At 70.5% G+C, this 15,690-nt stretch carries 14 protein-coding genes; 10 read left to right on the top strand and 4 right to left on the bottom strand.

Features of this window, described 5'->3' with window-relative positions:
- Window positions 1-6: 6 nt before the first annotated feature.
- Genes FJ694_RS20805 through FJ694_RS20790 form a run of 4 tightly spaced genes read right to left on the bottom strand, consistent with a single transcriptional unit; the run spans window position 7 to window position 5,507 of the window.
- Entirely contained in the window at window positions 7-987 is a 981-nt protein-coding gene (locus FJ694_RS20805) for a Bug family tripartite tricarboxylate transporter substrate binding protein (RefSeq protein WP_157269252.1), read from the bottom strand.
- A 39-nt stretch (window positions 988-1,026) separates the two neighbouring features.
- On the bottom strand, window positions 1,027-2,157 hold the full coding sequence (locus tag FJ694_RS20800) for an acyl-CoA dehydrogenase family protein (RefSeq protein WP_157269251.1): 1,131 nt from the start codon (window positions 2,155-2,157) through the stop codon (window positions 1,027-1,029).
- Window positions 2,158-2,168: 11 nt separating this feature from the next.
- Entirely contained in the window at window positions 2,169-3,368 is a 1,200-nt protein-coding gene (locus tag FJ694_RS20795; protein WP_157269250.1) for an acyl-CoA dehydrogenase family protein, read from the bottom strand.
- Between the two features lie 12 nt (window positions 3,369-3,380).
- Complete coding sequence (locus tag FJ694_RS20790; RefSeq protein ID WP_157269249.1) at window positions 3,381-5,507, bottom strand: acetate--CoA ligase family protein; 2,127 nt, start codon at window positions 5,505-5,507, stop codon at window positions 3,381-3,383.
- 400 nt (window positions 5,508-5,907) lie between these two features.
- Between FJ694_RS20790 and FJ694_RS20785 the strand changes: the two genes are divergently transcribed.
- From FJ694_RS20785 to FJ694_RS20740, 10 genes are all read left to right on the top strand, one after another.
- Entirely contained in the window at window positions 5,908-6,612 is a 705-nt protein-coding gene (locus FJ694_RS20785) for a GntR family transcriptional regulator (protein ID WP_157269248.1), read from the top strand.
- A 14-nt stretch (window positions 6,613-6,626) separates the two neighbouring features.
- Entirely contained in the window at window positions 6,627-7,025 is a 399-nt protein-coding gene (locus FJ694_RS20780; protein ID WP_157269247.1) for a RidA family protein, read from the top strand.
- A gap of 11 nt (window positions 7,026-7,036) precedes the next feature.
- Window positions 7,037-8,038: an amidohydrolase family protein gene (locus FJ694_RS20775; RefSeq protein ID WP_157269246.1), complete on the top strand. Its 1,002-nt coding sequence runs from the start codon at window positions 7,037-7,039 to the stop codon at window positions 8,036-8,038.
- Between the two features lie 38 nt (window positions 8,039-8,076).
- On the top strand, window positions 8,077-9,315 hold the full coding sequence (locus tag FJ694_RS20770; protein WP_157269245.1) for a Rieske 2Fe-2S domain-containing protein: 1,239 nt from the start codon (window positions 8,077-8,079) through the stop codon (window positions 9,313-9,315).
- 29 nt (window positions 9,316-9,344) lie between these two features.
- A complete protein-coding gene (locus tag FJ694_RS20765; protein WP_157269244.1) occupies window positions 9,345-10,325 on the top strand; it encodes a tripartite tricarboxylate transporter substrate-binding protein in 981 nt (326 codons plus the stop codon).
- A 10-nt stretch (window positions 10,326-10,335) separates the two neighbouring features.
- Window positions 10,336-11,616: an aromatic ring-hydroxylating oxygenase subunit alpha gene (locus tag FJ694_RS20760; protein WP_157269243.1), complete on the top strand. Its 1,281-nt coding sequence runs from the start codon at window positions 10,336-10,338 to the stop codon at window positions 11,614-11,616.
- A gap of 12 nt (window positions 11,617-11,628) precedes the next feature.
- Window positions 11,629-12,597, top strand: coding sequence for a PDR/VanB family oxidoreductase (locus tag FJ694_RS20755; RefSeq protein ID WP_157269242.1), 969 nt, complete (start codon window positions 11,629-11,631; stop codon window positions 12,595-12,597).
- A 105-nt stretch (window positions 12,598-12,702) separates the two neighbouring features.
- Window positions 12,703-13,497, top strand: coding sequence for a crotonase/enoyl-CoA hydratase family protein (locus FJ694_RS20750; protein ID WP_157269241.1), 795 nt, complete (start codon window positions 12,703-12,705; stop codon window positions 13,495-13,497).
- A gap of 20 nt (window positions 13,498-13,517) precedes the next feature.
- Window positions 13,518-14,864, top strand: a complete 1,347-nt coding sequence (locus FJ694_RS20745) for a 3-hydroxyacyl-CoA dehydrogenase (RefSeq protein WP_157269240.1) — start codon at window positions 13,518-13,520, stop codon at window positions 14,862-14,864.
- Between the two features lie 25 nt (window positions 14,865-14,889).
- Window positions 14,890-15,669: an SDR family oxidoreductase gene (locus tag FJ694_RS20740; RefSeq protein WP_157269239.1), complete on the top strand. Its 780-nt coding sequence runs from the start codon at window positions 14,890-14,892 to the stop codon at window positions 15,667-15,669.
- Window positions 15,670-15,690 lie beyond the last annotated feature (21 nt).

Genomic DNA, 15,690 nt, shown 5'->3' with positions numbered 1-15,690 from the left:
CGGCGCTCACTGCTCGGGCCGGAAGCCAGTGGCCTTGACCACGCCGCCCCAGTACTCGATTTCCTTGCGCACCAGCGCATCGACCTCGGCGCCGGGCCGGAAATCGGGCGTGATGGTCTGCTTCGTGATCAGGATCTCGCGCACCTCGGGCTGGGCCAGCACCTGCTTGACGGCAGCCTGCATGCGCTCCATCTCGGCCCTGGGCGTCCGGGCCGGTGCCCAGAGCGCGGTCCAGGCATCGCCGGTGTCCACGTTGAAGCCCTGCTCGACGAGCGTGGGCACCTCGGGCAGCAGGGGCGAACGCCTGCCGCCGAAGACGCCGATGAGCTTCACCTGCCCGCTGCGCTGGTGTGGTGCGATGTCGCCAGCCGTCATGATCCCGGCGGCCACCTGCCCGCCCACGAGGTCCGTCACCAGCGGGCCATTGCCGCGATAGGGCACGACGCCCAGATCCACGCCGGCGGCCTTGGCCAGCTGCAGCCCGTTGAAGTGCGTGTGGCCGCCCAGGCCGGCCGTGCCGAAGCTGCCCTGCCGGGGGTTGGCCTTGACCCAGGCGACGTAGTCCTTGACGTTGTTGACGCCGCTGCGGGCGTTGACCGCCAGCGCCAGCGGGTACGACACCACCATCGCCACCGGCGCCAGGTCGGTCAGCAGGTCGTACTTGAGCACCGAGGCCGGGTAGAGCACGTGCTGGAACACGGCCGTCGCGTTGGGCGCGAGCATGTAGGTCTGGCCGTCGGGCGCCGCGTTCTTGAGCGCCTGCGCCGCGAGCTGGCCGCCGGCGCCGGGCTTGTTCTCGACGATGACGGTCTGGCCCAGGGGCTGGCGCAGCTTTTCCGCCAGCAGCCGCGCCACTGTGTCGGTCGAGCCGCCGGGCGCGAAGCCGACGATGATGCGTACCGGCGGCTTGTCCTGCGCCTGGACGCCGACGCCCAGGGCCAGCACGGCCGCGGCCAGCAGCGTCTTGACGAATCGGACTTGGTTCATGGGTGTCTCCTGAAGTTGTCGTGCACGGGCGCTTGCGCCTCAGTGGGTCTGCTCGGTGAAGCGGCGCAGGTGGTGGTGGGCGTCGCCCAGGGTCTGCGCGATGGCCATGAGCCGCTTGGCGTAGTGCCCGACGCGGCACTCCTCGGTCATGCCCATGGCGCCGTGCATCTGGATGGCAGCCAGGCTGACCTGGCGGCCCAGTTGCGCGCTCATTACCTTGGCCGCGGACACCAGGCGCCGGCGCTGCGGCGCCGAGTCCGCCGCCAGCGCCATGGCCGCCGCGCAGGCCATCGACTTGGCCTGCTCCAGCGCGATCACCATGTCGGCCAGGCGGTGCTGCAGCACCTGGAACTTCGCCAGTGGCGCGCCGAACTGCCTGCGGGTGCGCAGCTGCTCCGTCGTGAGATCGATCAGGGCCTCGATGGCGCCGGTGGCCTCGGCGCACAGTGCGGCGTTGGCGCGGTCCAGCGTTTCGTCCAGCAGCACGTGGGCTGCACCTTCGGTGCCCACCAGCCGCCCGGCGTCCACCCGAACGCCGCGCAGCTCGACATGGGCAGCGCGGCGGCCGTCCAGGGTGTCGAAGCCGTGCAGGCGCAACCCTGGTGCGTCGGCGTCCACCGCGAACAGGCTCAGGCCTTCGGGGCCATGGCGCTCGCCCGCAGTGCGTGCCACCACCAGCAGGAGGTCGGCACTGTCTCCTTCGAGCACCAGGCTCTTGCGACCATCGAGCACCCAGCCTTCTCCGTCACGGCTGGCGTGGGTCTGCACGTCGTCGAAGTGGTAGCGCGCCTGGGGCTCGCTGCAGGCCAGCGCCAGCCGCAGCTCGCCGCTGGCCACGCGCGGCAGCCAGTGCGTGCACTGCTCTGGTGAGCCGGCGCGCGCCAGCAGCCCGCCGGCCAGCACGACGCTGGAGAACCAGGCGCCGCCGCCGAGCGCGCGACCCAGCTCCTGCGCCACCAGCATCGTCTCCACCGGGCCCTGGCCGCTGCCGCCGAGCTCGGGATCGAAGGGCAGGCCCAGCAGGCCCATCTCCGCCATCGCCGCGTGGCGCCGGGCGGCCGTCTCCGGCGCCGGCACGTTGCCGCGCTCGTGCGCGGGGTACTCGCCGTCGCAAAAGCGCTGCACCGCCTCGCGCAGCGCCAGGTGATCGTCGTTGAGCGCGAAATCCATGATGTGTCTCCTCAGGCCGACAGCACGGCCTTGGCGATGAGGTTGCGTTGCACTTCGTTGGCGCCGCCGTAGATGGACAACTTGCGTGCGTCGAGGCAGTTCGCCGCCAGCGAGCCCAGCTCGGCCGGGGCCGGCGGCTCGTCCAGCGCCTCCAGCATCTCCAGGTGCTGGTGCCCGGCGTCGAAGGGCACGGCGTGCGGTCCGGCGATGTCCACCAACAGCTCGTAGATCGCCTGGCGCAGCTCGGTACCGCGCACCTTGAGCATCGAGGCTTCCACCGCCGGCACGCGGCTGCCCTGGTTCGGGCTGAGCAGGCGCAGCGCCGTGAACTCCAGCGCCAGCAGCTCGATCTCGAACTGCGCCAGCCGGGCCTGCAACAGCGGGTCGCCGTCAAGCCCCTGCTGCTGAGCCAGGCGCCGGGCACGGGCGAGCTGCTGCTTGCACGAGCCGATGCCGGCGATGCCGGTGCGCTCATGGCCCAGCAGGTACTTGCCGCAGGTCCAGCCCTTGTGCAGCTCGCCCACCAGGTTCTCGGCGGGCACGCGCACGTTGTCGAGGAACACCTCGTTGAGGTCCTCGCCGCCTTCGAGCATGCGGATCGGGCGCACCTGCACGCCGGGCGAGGCCATGTCGATGAGCAGGAAACTGATGCCTTCCTGCGGCTTGGCCGCGTTCGGGTCGGTGCGCACCAGCGCGAACATCATCGAGCACCACTGCGCGTAGGAGGTCCACACCTTGTGGCCGTTGACGACGAAGTGGCGGCCGTCGGGCTCCAGCACGGCGGTGGTGCGCAGCGCGGCAAGGTCCGAGCCGGCGCCGGGCTCGGAGAAGCCTTGAGCCCACCAGGTGTTGCTGTGCCGGATGTCGGGCAGGTACTTCGCCTTCTGCTCGGCGGTGCCGAAGGCTATGAGCACCGGGCCCAGCATCTGGATGCCACTGGCAATGATGCGCGGCGCGCCGCCGAGCAGCGTTTCCTCGTCGAAGATGTAGCGCTGCAGCGGCGTCCAGCCCGGGCCGCCGTGCTCCACGGGCCATCCCGGCGTGATCCAGCCGCGCTCCTCCAGGATGCGGAACCAGGTCACGTAGTCCTCGTGCTCCAGGCGCAGGCCCAGCTCCACCTTGCGCTTGATGCGCGCGGGCAGCCGCTCCTGCACGAAGCGGCGCACTTCCTGACGGAAGGCTTCATCCGCGCGGGAAAATTCCAGCTTCATGCTCTCGGTCCTTCAGGCCTTGCACACCAGCAGCGCATCCAGCGCGAGCGCGCGCTCGGGGTAGGCCACCAGCGGGTTGATGTCGATCTCGGCGATCTCGGGGTTGGCGCGCATCTGTGCTCCCACGCGGGCGACCACGCGCGCCACCGCGCGCACGTCCACCGCCGGGGCGCCGCGCACGCCGCGCAGCAGCGAGGCCGCCTTCAGCCGCGACAGCTCCTCGACGATGTCGTCCTCGGCCATGTCGGCCGGGATCAGGCGCACGTCCTTGAGCGCCTCGATCCACACGCCGCCCAGGCCCACGAGCACCACCGGGCCCCAGTCGGCGTCGCGGCGGGCGCCGACGACCAGCTCCAGCCCGCGCGCGCCCATGGCCTCCACCAGCACGCCGTCGAGCTCCAGCTCGGGGCGGTGGCGCTTCACGCTGTCGTGCAACTGCTGCCAGGCCTGACGCAGCGCGGCCTCGCCGGCCACGCCGACGATCACGCCGCCGACGTCGCTCTTGTGCGGCAGCGCGCTGGCCTGCGCCTTGAGCACCACCGGGCCGCCGATCTCGCCGGCGATGCGCAGCGCCTCGTCGAGGCTGCGGGCCAGCGCGCCGCGGGGCGCCTCGATGCCGGCCTCGGCCAGCCAGACCTTGCCCTGGTACTCGGCGAAGATGCCGTTGGCCGGGACGGCGCCGGGCAGCTTCAACTTGCGGGCCGCGGCGGCGGCGCGGCCGGCGCGGGCCACGTTCTCGGCGTAGATCGCCACGCGGCGCAGCGCGCGCAGCGCGCGGTCGCCGGAGCGGAACATCGGCACGCCGCTGGCCTGGATGGCCTCGACGAAGAAGGGTTCGATCGGGCCGCCGTCACCGTTGAGCACCAGCACCGCGGGCTTTCTGGCGCGAGCCAGTGCGGGCAACAGGTGCTCGGCCTTGTCGCGCTGTGCCACCGCCGGACCCACGGGGATGGCCAGCACCAGGCTGGCGACGTTCGGGTCGGCCAGCAGCGTGTCGGCGATCTCGCCGACCAGCCCCGGCTGGCGCACGCCGATGGTGGTGTAGTCCAGCGGGTTCTCGGCCACGGCGTAGCTCGGCAGCTTCGCCTGCAGCGCCTCGACGGTGGCCGGCGCCAGGGCGGGCATGGGCAGCCCGATGTCGTCGGCAAAGTCCAGGGCAATGTTCTTCATCGCGCCCGAGCCGGTCATGAACGCCACTCCGCCCGCCTGCGGCGCGGGGTGGCACAGCAGGATGGCCGTGGTGTCGAACAGCTCGTCGAGCGAGTCCACCTGCAGCACCGCCTCGCGCGCCAGCAGCGCCGCGGCCGTGGCGTGGTCGCCAGCCAGCGCACCGGTGTGCGAGGCCGCGGCCTCGCGGGCGCGCTCGCTCTTGCCCGGCATCAGCAGCACCAGCGGCTTGCCGGCCTCGCGCGCCTGGCGCGCCAGCGCCAGGAACTGTTGCGGACGGCGCACCTGCTCGACGTAGGCCGCGATGACGCGCGTCTGCGCGTCGGCGATGTAATGGGCCAGCAGGTCTTCCACGCCCACGCCGGCCTCGTTGCCGGTGGAGAACACCGCCGTGAGCGGCAGGCCGCGGCCGATGAAGGCGTCACGCAGGCAGGCGGCCATCGCGCCGCTTTGCGCCACCACGCCGATGCCGGGGCGGCCGTTGCACGGATAGGGCGACACGGGCTCGAAGGTCAGCGGCACGCCGGCCTCGAAGTTCGTGAAGCCCATGCAGTTCGGGCCCACCAGGAGCATGCCGGCCTCGCGCGCCATCGCGGCGAGCTGCTCCTGGCGCTGGCGGCCTTCGTCACCGGTCTCGGCATAACCCGAGGCGAAGAGCACTGCGGCATGCGTGCGGCGCGCGGCCAGGCTGCGCACCGCGTCCATCACGCCTGCCTCGGGAATCGCCAGCACCGCCAGATCGATGCCCTCGGGCAGCTCGTCCACCGTCTTCACGCAGGGGCGGCCGTTGATCTCGCTGCTGCTGCGGCTGACCAGATGCAGCTGGCCCTGCCAGCCGAAGCGTTCCAGGTTGCCCAGCACGAAGCCGCCGAAGGAGCGGGGGTCGGCCGAGGCGCCAACGATGGCGATCGATCGCGGCTGGAGCACGCGGCCGACCGGCTGCAGGTCGGTACGCGGGGCGGAATCCGTCATCTCTAGTCCTCTCGCAACAGGCGTTGTGTCGATGGACTGGATTCTGTGGCATACAAAACAGCTGTGTAAATACACCAGACTACGCTCTTCGGTGTTTTTATCTGGGGGTTTTCCCGAAGACGTGATGCGCGTCGAAGCCGTTTCCCGAAGACGCCGGCCCCTTTGGCTGGGCGCTTCATCACCCTTGCCACCTAGGTACATGCGGCGCTGCTGGTACGGGCTGCTGCCAGATGTGGAATTGCGGCAGCGGAACGCTAAGCTACGGACACCACGGATGGGAAACCTCAGTGGAGCAAGGTTGTGGCATTCGGGAAATCCATTGCTTGCATGCCACAAAGAGTTCAACGTATATTTGCCTCACGCCATGAGCACGACCAACGAACCCAGCACGCCTACTCCCATGGACAGCACCCTCAGCACCGAAGAGCTGCGTCCGCGCGCCGGCCGGGCCAACGAGATCCGGGCCGCGCTGCAGGACGAGATCGAGAGCGGCAAGCTGCCGCCCGGCGCGGTGCTGGACGAGCGCGCGCTGGCCGCGCGCTTCGACGTCTCGCGCACCCCGGTGCGCGAAGCGCTGCAACAGCTCGCCGCACGGGACCTGGTGCGCATCGCGCCGCGCCAGGGCGTCACGGTGGCGCGGCTGTCCATCGGCAAGGTGCGCGGGATGATGGAAGCGCTGGGCGAGCTGGAGGCGGTGTGCGCCAAGCTCGCTGCCCGCCGCATTGACGACGAGCTGCGCCACCGCCTGGACGAGGCCGTGGCCCGCTGCCAGGACGCCGCCATCAACGGCGGCTCGGCTGAGTACGCGCTGGCCAATACCTTCTTCCACGAAACCATCTACGCCGGCAGCCGCAACGAGTACGTCGCCGAGCAGATCCGCCTGGCGCGCCGCCTCATCCAGCGCTATCGGGCCAAGGACTTCCAGAGCAAGGCGCAGATCAGCAAGTCGCTGCAGGACCACTTGAAGATCGCGCGCGCCATCCAGGCCGGCGACGAGGCGGGCGCGGCGCAGGCCATGTTGCTGCACGTGCCCATGGGCTCCACCGGCTTTTCCGAGTTCCTGGCCACCGTGCCGATGAGCTTCTTCGACCACGACGGCGCCTGACGCGCCGGCCCCTCATGAAACGCTTCCCCCGCTCCATCGACCTTCCGGGCCTGGCCCACAAGGCCCCCATCCCGCAAGCCGCCCGTGTCGGAGCGCTGCTGTGCTCTTCGGCCATTGCCGGCAAGGACCCGGCCACCGGCCAGTTGCCGGCGGACACCGCGGCGCAGGTGGCCAACGCCTTCGTCCACATGGACCGGCTGCTGGAGGCCGGTGGAGCGCGCCTGGACGACGTGGCCAAGCTCACCGTCTACCTCAGGGACCCGGCCGCGCGCGACGCCGTCAACGCCCAGTGGCTGCAGCGCTTCCCGGACCCGCACGACCGCCCGGCGCGGCACATCGTCGAACACGACCTGCAGCACGGCATGGCGCTGCAGCTGGAATTCCTGGCTTTCGTCCAACCTTCCGACCGCTGAGAGAACTTTTCATGATCATCGATTCGCACGCCCACATCGTCATGCCCCCCGAGAGCTTCCGCTTCATGGCGGAGCTCGTCGGCGGCCGGGCCAATCCGCACACGCTGCCCAAGATTCCCGAAGCCTCGGTGCGCAAGGTGGCCGAGGAGCTGGTGCGCACCATGGACAGCGTGGGCACCGACGTGCAGTTCATCTCGCCGCGGCCGTACCTGCAGATGCACTCGGTCAAGCCGGGCAAGGTCACGGAGCTGTGGTCGCGCCACTGCAACGACCTCATCGCGCGCTTCGTCGAGCTGTTCCCCGACCGCTTCCGTGGCGTGGCGGGCCTGCCACAGTACATGGACGAGCCGCTGGAGCAGCGCGCCATTCCGGAGCTGCGCCGCTGCGTCGAGCAGCTGGGCTTCGTGGGCTGCCTGATCAATCCCGATCCCACCGAAGGCGCCGGCCCCACGCCGCCGGGGCTGGGCGAGGAATTCTGGCATCCGCTGTACCAGGCGATGGTCGAGCTCGACGTGCCAGGCCTGATTCACTCCGCGGGCAGCTGCAGCGCGCGAGAGAGCTACACGCTCAAGTTCATCAACGAGGAGAGCATCGCCATCGTCTCGCTGCTGGGGGCCAAGGTCTTCGACAAGTTCCCCGAGCTCAAGATCGTGGTGGCCCACGGCGGCGGCGCGATCCCCTACCAGATGGGGCGCTTTCGCTCCTGGAACGCGCGCAAGGGCGAGGCCTTGAGCTTTGACGAGCAACTGCGCAAGCTCTATTTCGACACCTGCAACTACTCCAAGGAAGCCATCGAGCTCCTCATCAAGGTGGCGGGCACCGACAACGTGCTCTTCGGCACCGAAAAGCCGGGCACCGGCAGCGCGCGCGACCCGGTGAGCGGCCGCGACTACGACGACATGAAGCCCGTGATCGAGAGCATCGAGTGGCTCACGTCGAAGCAGCGCACCGACATCTTCGAGTGCAACTGCCGGCGCGTGTACAGCCGCGCCTTCCGCAAGGACGGCGAGTAAGCCTGCCCGACGCCGCACACACACAGAAGGAGACAGCCATGGCCATGACCAGGGAAGACAACGAACTGCTGACCCGCGTCGAGAACGGCGCGCCCATGGGCGAGATGATCCGCCAGCACTACTGGATCCCGGCCGTGCCGGCGTCCAAGCTCGTGGCCGACGGCGCGCCGGTGCGTGTGCGGCTGCTGGGCCGCAACTACGTGGCCTTTCGCGTGACGGACGGCAGCGTGGGCGTGGTGGACGAGCAGTGCCCGCACCGCAAGGCCTCGCTGGCGCTGGCCCGCAACGAGGACAACGGCCTGCGCTGCCTCTTCCACGGCTGGAAGTTCAACGTGCGCGGCGAGGTGGTGGAAGCACCCAACCACACCGGCGACCAGCGCCAGTTCTGCAGCCACGTGCGCGTCAACCGCTACACGGTGGCCGAGCGCGGCGGCATCGTCTGGGTCTGGCTCGGCCAGGGCGAGCAGCCGCCGAAGTTCCCCAACCTGCCCTTCGTGGACCTGCCCGAGGACCAGCGCGCCGTCACCAGCCAGGAGGTGCCCACCAACTGGGTGCAGGGCGTGGAGGCGTCCATGGACAGCTCGCACGTGGGCGTGTTGCACGAGTCCACCACGCAGATCACCGCCGGCTCGGGCAACGAGCGGCTGCACATGACCAAGGCGCTGGCGCCGAAGCTGGAGTTCGAGGAGCGGCCCTACGGCTACCGCTACGCCGCGCTACGCGCGTTGCCTGACGACAAGGTGTATGCGCGCGTCAACAACTTCGTGATGCCCTGGTACGGCATCATCTGCCCGCCCGACGCCAGGGGCCCCAGCACGGTGTTCTTCTCGACGCCGGTGGACGACGTCACGCACCGCGCCTGGTTCGTGCACTTCAACCCGCACCGGCCGCTGGGCATGACGGTGATGTCGGCCTCGCCCGACGTGTGGAACTTCCCGCCGCTGCCCCCCGGCAGCCCCGAGGACAACTGGGGCCAGAACCGCGACCTGATGCGGCGCGGCCACGCCACGGGCTTCCCGCAGCACCTGGGCACCGAGGACTTCGCCATGTTCATCAGCCAGGGCCCCATCGTGGACCGGACCGACGAGCAGCTGTGCTCGGCCGACGGCGCGGTGCTGCGCGTGCGCTCGCAGCTGCTGCGCTCGGTGCGTGAGCACATGGCAGGACAAACGCCCAAGCTCGCCGACAGCCCGGAGCTCGACTACGCCAAGGCCGTCTCGGTCGGGGGCGTGATCACCGCGGGCACCGACTGGCGCGTGCTGGCCGAAACCGCCTGAACGCAGGGCATTGCAGCGTGAACTACCGCATGACCTCCCCTGCCCGCCGCCGGTTGCTGCTGCTGAGCGTGGCCGCGGGCCTGGCGCCAAGCCTGCTGCGGGCGCAGCCGGACAAGCCCGTGCTGCGCATCCTGGTCGGGCTGCCGCCGGGCGGCGGCACCGACGCCATCGCGCGCGCCATCGCCGACCGGCTGCCCGAGCACCTGGGCCAGCCGGTGATGATCGACAACCGCGTGGGCGTGGGCGGGCGGCTGGCCTGCGATGCGCTCAAGGCGGCCAAACCCGACGGGCTGACCTGGATGATCGCGCCCAATGCCACGCCGACCTTCCAGACCCTGGTGTTCGGATCGCAGATCAAGTGGGACCTGTGGCAGGACTTCGCGCCGGTGGCCGGCCTGGTGAGCTACCCGCTGGGCATGGCCGTGAGCACTGCCACGGGTGCTGCCGGCGTGCGCGAGTTCGTGCAGTGGGTGCGCTCGCATCCGAAGGAGGCCAGCTTCGGCGTGCCGGGGCTGGGCGGCCAGAACCACTTCCTGGGTGCGCAGTTCGCCAAGGCCATGGGCATCGATCTGCCGGTCACGCCTTACAGGGGCACGCCGCCGCTCATCACCGATCTGGTGGGCGGCCACGTGCCGGCGGCGGTGACGCTGATGGACGAGATGCTCAAGCACCACCGCAGTGGCCGGGCGCGCGTCATCGGCATCTTCAGCGACAAGCGCTCGGAGCTGATGCCCGACATCCCGACCATGGCCGAGCAGGGCGTGAAGATGCTCGCCAGCGAGGGCTGGACCGCGATGTGGGCGCCGGCCAGGACGCCGCCTGCCGAGATTGCGCGCATGCAGCAGGCGCTGCGCAAGGTGCTGGAGACGCCCGCGGTTCGCGAGCTGCTCACCATGCGGCTGGCGGTGGTGCCGGCCTACCTCGACGGCGCACAGATGGCCCAGCGCCAGCGCGACGAGCTCGCGGCCTGGGAGCCCGTCATCAGGGCTTCGGGCTTCAAGCCGGAGTGAGGACGCCCAGATGCTGAGCACCGAGAAGAACCGCCGGCTCACCGAGGTCGGCCCCGGTACCCCGATGGGCGAGCTTCTGCGCCGCTACTGGCATCCGGTGGCGGGCATCGACGAGCTCGAACGCCACCCGGTCAAGGCCGTGCGCCTGATGGGCGAGGACCTGGTGCTATTCAAGGACGCCGAGGGGGCTTACGGCCTGGTGGACCGGCACTGCGCGCACCGGCGCGCCGACCTGTCATACGGCTTCGTCGAGCCAGGCGGCCTGCGCTGCAACTACCACGGCTGGCAGTTCGACGTGTCCGGCCGCTGCGTGCACCAGCCCTTCGAGGAGGCGGCCGACCCGCAGGCGCGCGCGAAGTGCAAGGTGCGGCTCAAGGCCTACCGCGTGCAACCCCTGGCCGGGATGCTGTGGGCCTACATGGGCCCCGAGCCCGCGCCGCTGCTGCCCGACTGGGAAGCCTTCAGCTGGGCCAACGGGTTCGTGCAGGTGGTGTTTTCCGAGGTGCCCTGCAACTGGCTGCAGGCGCAGGAGAACTCCATCGACCCGGTGCATTTCGAGTGGATGCATGCCAACTGGGGGCGGCGGCTGCGCGGCGCGGACGGCCATGCGCCCAGGCACCTGCGGCTGGGCTTCGAGGAGTTCGAGTTCGGCTTCACGTACCGGCGCATCAGCGAGGACACCGACGAGCAGCACCCGCTGTGGACCATCGGGCGGGTGTGCCTGTGGCCCAACGGCTTCTTCCTGGGCGACCATTTCGAGTGGCGCGTGCCGGTGGACGACACCCACATGCTCAGCGTCACGTGGAGCTTCATCCGCGTGCCGCGTGAGGCCGAGCCCTACGTGCAGCGCTCCATCCCCTCGTGGACCAGCCCGATCCGGGAGGCGGCGACCGGGCGCTGGATCACCAGCCACGTGATCAACCAGGACATCGTGGCCTGGGTCGGCCAGGGGCCGGTGATGGACCGCAGCCGAGAGACGCTGGGCGCCAGCGACCGCGGCATCGCCATGTTGCGCCGGCGCCTTTTCGACGACATGGACGCCGTGGCGCAGGGCCTCGACCCCAAGGGCCTGATCCGCGATCCCGAGCGCAACCAGCGCGTGTTCCTGCCCAGCGACTCGCGCGAGTTCTTCCTGCACGGGCTGCCGCGCGCCGAGTATGAGCGCCATCCCAAGTGGAGCAAGCTGCTGCACCACTTCATCTTCCACGCCGGCCAGCCCGAGGCCGTCCAGCGTGCCTGCGAGGAAGCCACCGGCGTGGCGATCCGGGCCGTGGACGTGGTGGACATCTAGCGAGAACGAAGCATGAGCTTTCCGCAAAGCATCGAGGTGCGCGTGCGCGCCGTCACCTGGGAGGCCGAGGGCATCTTCGGCTTCGAGCTGGTACCCCTGCCCCCGCGCAAGTCGCTGCCGCCCTTCACGGCCGGCGCGCACATCGACCTGCACCTGCCCAACGGGCTGATCCGCAGCTACTCGCTGCTGAACTCGCAGGACGAGACGCACCGCTACGTCATCGGTGTCAACCGTGACGCGGCCAGCCGCGGCGGCTCGCGCTACCTGCACGAGACGCTGCGCCCCGGCGACGTGCTGACCATCGGCGCGCCGCGCAACAACTTCGCGCTCAACGAGCAGGCCGCGCACAGCGTCTTCATCGCCGGGGGCATCGGCATCACGCCGCTGCTGGGCATGATCCGCCGCCTGCAGTCGCTGGGGCGGTCGTGGCAGCTGTTCTATGCCGCCCGCACGCGCCAGGGCGCAGCTTTCGTGGACGAGCTCCAGCGGCTGCGCGATGCCACCGGCGCCGCCGTGCAGTTCTGCTTCGACCGCGAGAACGGCGGGCGCATGCTGGACCTGGGCGCCATCGTGTCGGCGCTGCCGGCCGCAACCCATGTGTACTGCTGCGGCCCGCTGCCGATGCTGGAGGCCTTCGAGCGTGCGACGGCCGCCCTGCCGCCGGGGCAGGTGCACGTGGAGTACTTCGCCGCACGCGAGGCAGCCGCCACCGAGGGCGGCTTCACGGTGGAACTGGCACGCAGCCGCCGCAGCCTCGTGATCCAGCCTGGCCACACCATCCTGGACAGCCTGCTGGAGATCGGCGTGGAGCCGCCCTATTCCTGCCGCGAAGGCGTCTGCGGCACCTGCGAGGTGCGGGTCATCGACGGCACGCCCGACCATCGCGACCTCGTGCTCAGCGCCGCCGAGAAGGCGGCCAACGACCGCATGCTGATCTGCTGCTCCGGCGCACGCGGAGCCAAGCTGGTGCTGGACCTCTAGCACGCCGGCGCGCCGGCTCCGGGCCGGCCCCTGCCTCTTCAACCACCTCGCCGCTGCGCCGAATGCAGCGCGGCGGGCCCGAACACGCCCCTCCAGGAGACCTTGATGAACGAAGCCCTCGTCACCTACCAACTTGAAGGGCCGATCGCCCTGATCGGCTTGAACCGTCCCGCCAAGCGCAACGCGATCAACGAGGCCGTGATCGACGAGCTGCGCACAGCCGTGGCCCGCGCGGCCGACGAGGCCGACGTGGCGGTGCTGCACGGCCACGGCAGCAACTTCTGCGCGGGCCTGGACCTGGCGGAGGCGCTGGCGCGAGCCACGGGCCAAGTCCAGGCGCCGCGCAAGCGCAAGCGTCACAGCTGGCATGAGGTGTTCGACCTGATCGCGCGCGGCCCCATTCCCTACGTGGCCGCGCTGCACGGCGCCGTGGTGGGCGGCGGGCTGGAGCTGGCGACCGCAGCGCACGTGCGCGTGTGCGACGAAACCGCCTTCTTCGGGCTGCCCGAAGGGCAGCGCGGCATCTTCGTGGGCGGCGGCGGCACCGTGCGCATCCAGCGCGTGGTGGGCTACACCGTGATGGCCGACATGATGCTCACCGGGCGGCTGCTGTCGGCCGCGGAAGGCGAGCGCGAGCACATCGTGCGCTACGTCGTGCCGCCCGGCCAGGCGCTGGCCAAGGCGATGGAACTGGCCGCCAAGATCGCCCGCAACACGCCCGACACCAACTGGCGCATCACCAGCGTGCTGCCGCGCATCAACGACCTCTCGCACGACGACGGCCTGTTCATGGAGTACCTCAACTCCAACCTGCAGCGCTCGCCCGAGACGGCCGAGCGGCTGCGCGAGTTCGTCGAGGGCCGTGCGGCGCCGCTGCAGGCCCCGGGCCAGGACGCGTGATGCCGCAGCGAAAGACAAGCATGAGCACCGACCTGATGAACCCCACCCCGGCCGAGCGCGAGCAGGCCGCCGTCCACCTGGCCGCGGCGCGCGCGCAAGCCGCCAACGTCGGCCTGGCCGTGGGCACGCGCGAACGCCCTGTCAAGCGTGTCGCCGTGATCGGCGCCGGCACCATGGGTGGCGGCATCGCCATGGCCCTGGCCAATGCCGGCATCCCCGTGACGCTGATCGACGCCGATGCGAAGGCTCTTGACCGCGGCCTGGCCCGCGTGCGCGACAACTACGCCGTCAGCGTCGCGCGCGGCCGGCTCGACACCGCCGCGATGGAGCAGCGTCTGGCACTCATCGGGGCCAGCGTGGTGCTGGCCGAAGGCGTGCGCGACGCGGATCTCGTAATCGAGGCCGTGTTTGAGGACATGGCGCTCAAGCAGAGGCTGTTTCGCGAACTCGACGCTGCCGCCCGGCCAGGCGCGATCCTGGCCACCAATACCTCCGGGCTGGACATCGACGAGATCGCTGCCGTGACGTCGCGGCCGCAGGACGTCGTGGGGGCGCACTTCTTCAGCCCGGCGCACGTGATGAAGCTGCTGGAGGTGGTGCAGGCCCGGCACACGGCGCCGGACGTGATCGCCACGCTGATGGCGCTGGGACGGCGCATGGGCAAGGTCGCGGTGCTCGCGCGCATCTACCCGGGCTTCATCGGCAACGCGCTGTTCCGCAACTACACGCGCGAGGCGCATTTCCTGGTGGAGGATGGCGCGCTGCCGCACGAAGTGGACGCCGCGCTCAAGCGCTTCGGCTATGCCATGGGCATCTTCGCGGTTCACGACATGGCCGGCAACGACGTGGGCTACCAGACACGCAAAGCGCAGATGGCAACCCGGCCCACGGACCGGCGCTGGAACGACCTGATCCTGAAGCTGGTGGACCTAGGGCGCCTGGGCCAGAAGAGCGGTGCCGGCTGGTACCGCTACGAGACGGGCAGCCGGGAGCCGCAGCGTGACGTGGTGGTCGAGCAGTTCATCGTCGAGGAGTCGGCGCGCATGGGCATCCGGCGGCGCCCGGTGTCGCAGGAGGAGATCCTGCAGCGCTGCCTCTACGGCATGGTCAACGAGGGGGCGCGGCTCCTGGAGCAGGGCATCGCGCTGCGGCCCGGCGACATCGACGTCGTCTACGTCACTGGTTACGGCTTCCCGGCGCACCAGGGCGGCCCGATGTTCATGGCCGACCGCATCGGCCTGGACCGGGTGTACGCCGACATCCAGCGCCTGCATGAGGAGCACGGATACTGGTGGCAGCCCGCGCCGCTGCTGCAGCGGCTGGCGCGCGAGGGAGGCCGTTTCGCCGACCTGCAGGCCCGGGTCTGACCCTCCGACGAGCAAGGGACGACGCATGGATCTCGGACTCCAGGGCCGCCAAGCCATCGTGTGCGCTTCCTCGCAGGGGCTGGGCTACGCCTGCGCCCAGGCACTGGCCGCCGAAGGCTGCGCGGTGTTCCTCAACGGCCGCCACGAAGACAAGCTGCAGGCCGCCGCGCAGGCCCTGCAAGCGGCCAGCGGCGCCCGCGTGACGCCCGTGGCGGCCGACCTGCGCACCGAGGAAGGCCGGGCGCGGCTGCTGGCGGCCTGCCCCGAGCCCGACATCCTGGTCAACAACAACGCCGGTCCGCCGCCGGGCCGGCTGGCCGACTGGGACCATGCGGCCTGGCTGGACGCCTTCGAAGCCAACTTCCTGCCGGGGGCGCTGCTGATCCGCGCGGTCGTGCCCGGCATGCGAAGCCGGCGTTTCGGCCGCATCGTGAACATCACCTCGGCCATGGTGAAGTCGCCGCAGCCGGAGATGGGCCTGTCCGCCGCGGCGCGATCGGCCCTGACGGCACTGGCCAAGGCGGTGTCGCGGGAAGCAGCGATTGACAACGTGACGCTCAACAACCTGCTGCCCGAGCGCTTCGACACGCCGCGCCAGGAAGCCATGGCGCAGCGCCTGGTGTGCGAGCACGGCATCACGCGCGAGGAGGCGCGCGGCCGCATTGCCGACACCCTGCCCGCCCGGCGCCTGGGCCGTCCCGAGGAGCTCGGCGCCGCCTGCGCCTTCCTGTGCAGCGTGCATGCCGGCTTCATCACCGGCCAGAACCTGGGGCTGGACGGCGGCGCAGGCACCAGTCTGCTCTGAGGCTAGGTCTCCAACTTTGCA

The sequence above is a fragment of the Azohydromonas aeria genome, from assembly GCF_009760915.1.
GTDB classification, from domain to species: Bacteria; Pseudomonadota; Gammaproteobacteria; order Burkholderiales; family Burkholderiaceae_C; genus Azohydromonas; species Azohydromonas aeria.
The sequence above is the reverse complement of the archived record's forward strand: the minus strand, read 5'-3'. Positions and strand labels throughout refer to the sequence as shown.

Coding starts and splice junctions, on each gene's coding strand:
- FJ694_RS20805 (WP_157269252.1), bottom strand. CDS start 987: ATGAACCAAGTCCGATTCGTCAAGACGCTGCTGGCCGCGGCCGTGCTG.
- FJ694_RS20800 (WP_157269251.1), bottom strand. CDS start 2,157: ATGGATTTCGCGCTCAACGACGATCACCTGGCGCTGCGCGAGGCGGTG.
- FJ694_RS20795 (WP_157269250.1), bottom strand. CDS start 3,368: ATGAAGCTGGAATTTTCCCGCGCGGATGAAGCCTTCCGTCAGGAAGTG.
- FJ694_RS20790 (WP_157269249.1), bottom strand. CDS start 5,507: ATGACGGATTCCGCCCCGCGTACCGACCTGCAGCCGGTCGGCCGCGTG.
- FJ694_RS20785 (WP_157269248.1), top strand. CDS start 5,908: ATGGACAGCACCCTCAGCACCGAAGAGCTGCGTCCGCGCGCCGGCCGG.
- FJ694_RS20780 (WP_157269247.1), top strand. CDS start 6,627: ATGAAACGCTTCCCCCGCTCCATCGACCTTCCGGGCCTGGCCCACAAG.
- FJ694_RS20775 (WP_157269246.1), top strand. CDS start 7,037: ATGATCATCGATTCGCACGCCCACATCGTCATGCCCCCCGAGAGCTTC.
- FJ694_RS20770 (WP_157269245.1), top strand. CDS start 8,077: ATGGCCATGACCAGGGAAGACAACGAACTGCTGACCCGCGTCGAGAAC.
- FJ694_RS20765 (WP_157269244.1), top strand. CDS start 9,345: ATGACCTCCCCTGCCCGCCGCCGGTTGCTGCTGCTGAGCGTGGCCGCG.
- FJ694_RS20760 (WP_157269243.1), top strand. CDS start 10,336: ATGCTGAGCACCGAGAAGAACCGCCGGCTCACCGAGGTCGGCCCCGGT.
- FJ694_RS20755 (WP_157269242.1), top strand. CDS start 11,629: ATGAGCTTTCCGCAAAGCATCGAGGTGCGCGTGCGCGCCGTCACCTGG.
- FJ694_RS20750 (WP_157269241.1), top strand. CDS start 12,703: ATGAACGAAGCCCTCGTCACCTACCAACTTGAAGGGCCGATCGCCCTG.
- FJ694_RS20745 (WP_157269240.1), top strand. CDS start 13,518: ATGAGCACCGACCTGATGAACCCCACCCCGGCCGAGCGCGAGCAGGCC.
- FJ694_RS20740 (WP_157269239.1), top strand. CDS start 14,890: ATGGATCTCGGACTCCAGGGCCGCCAAGCCATCGTGTGCGCTTCCTCG.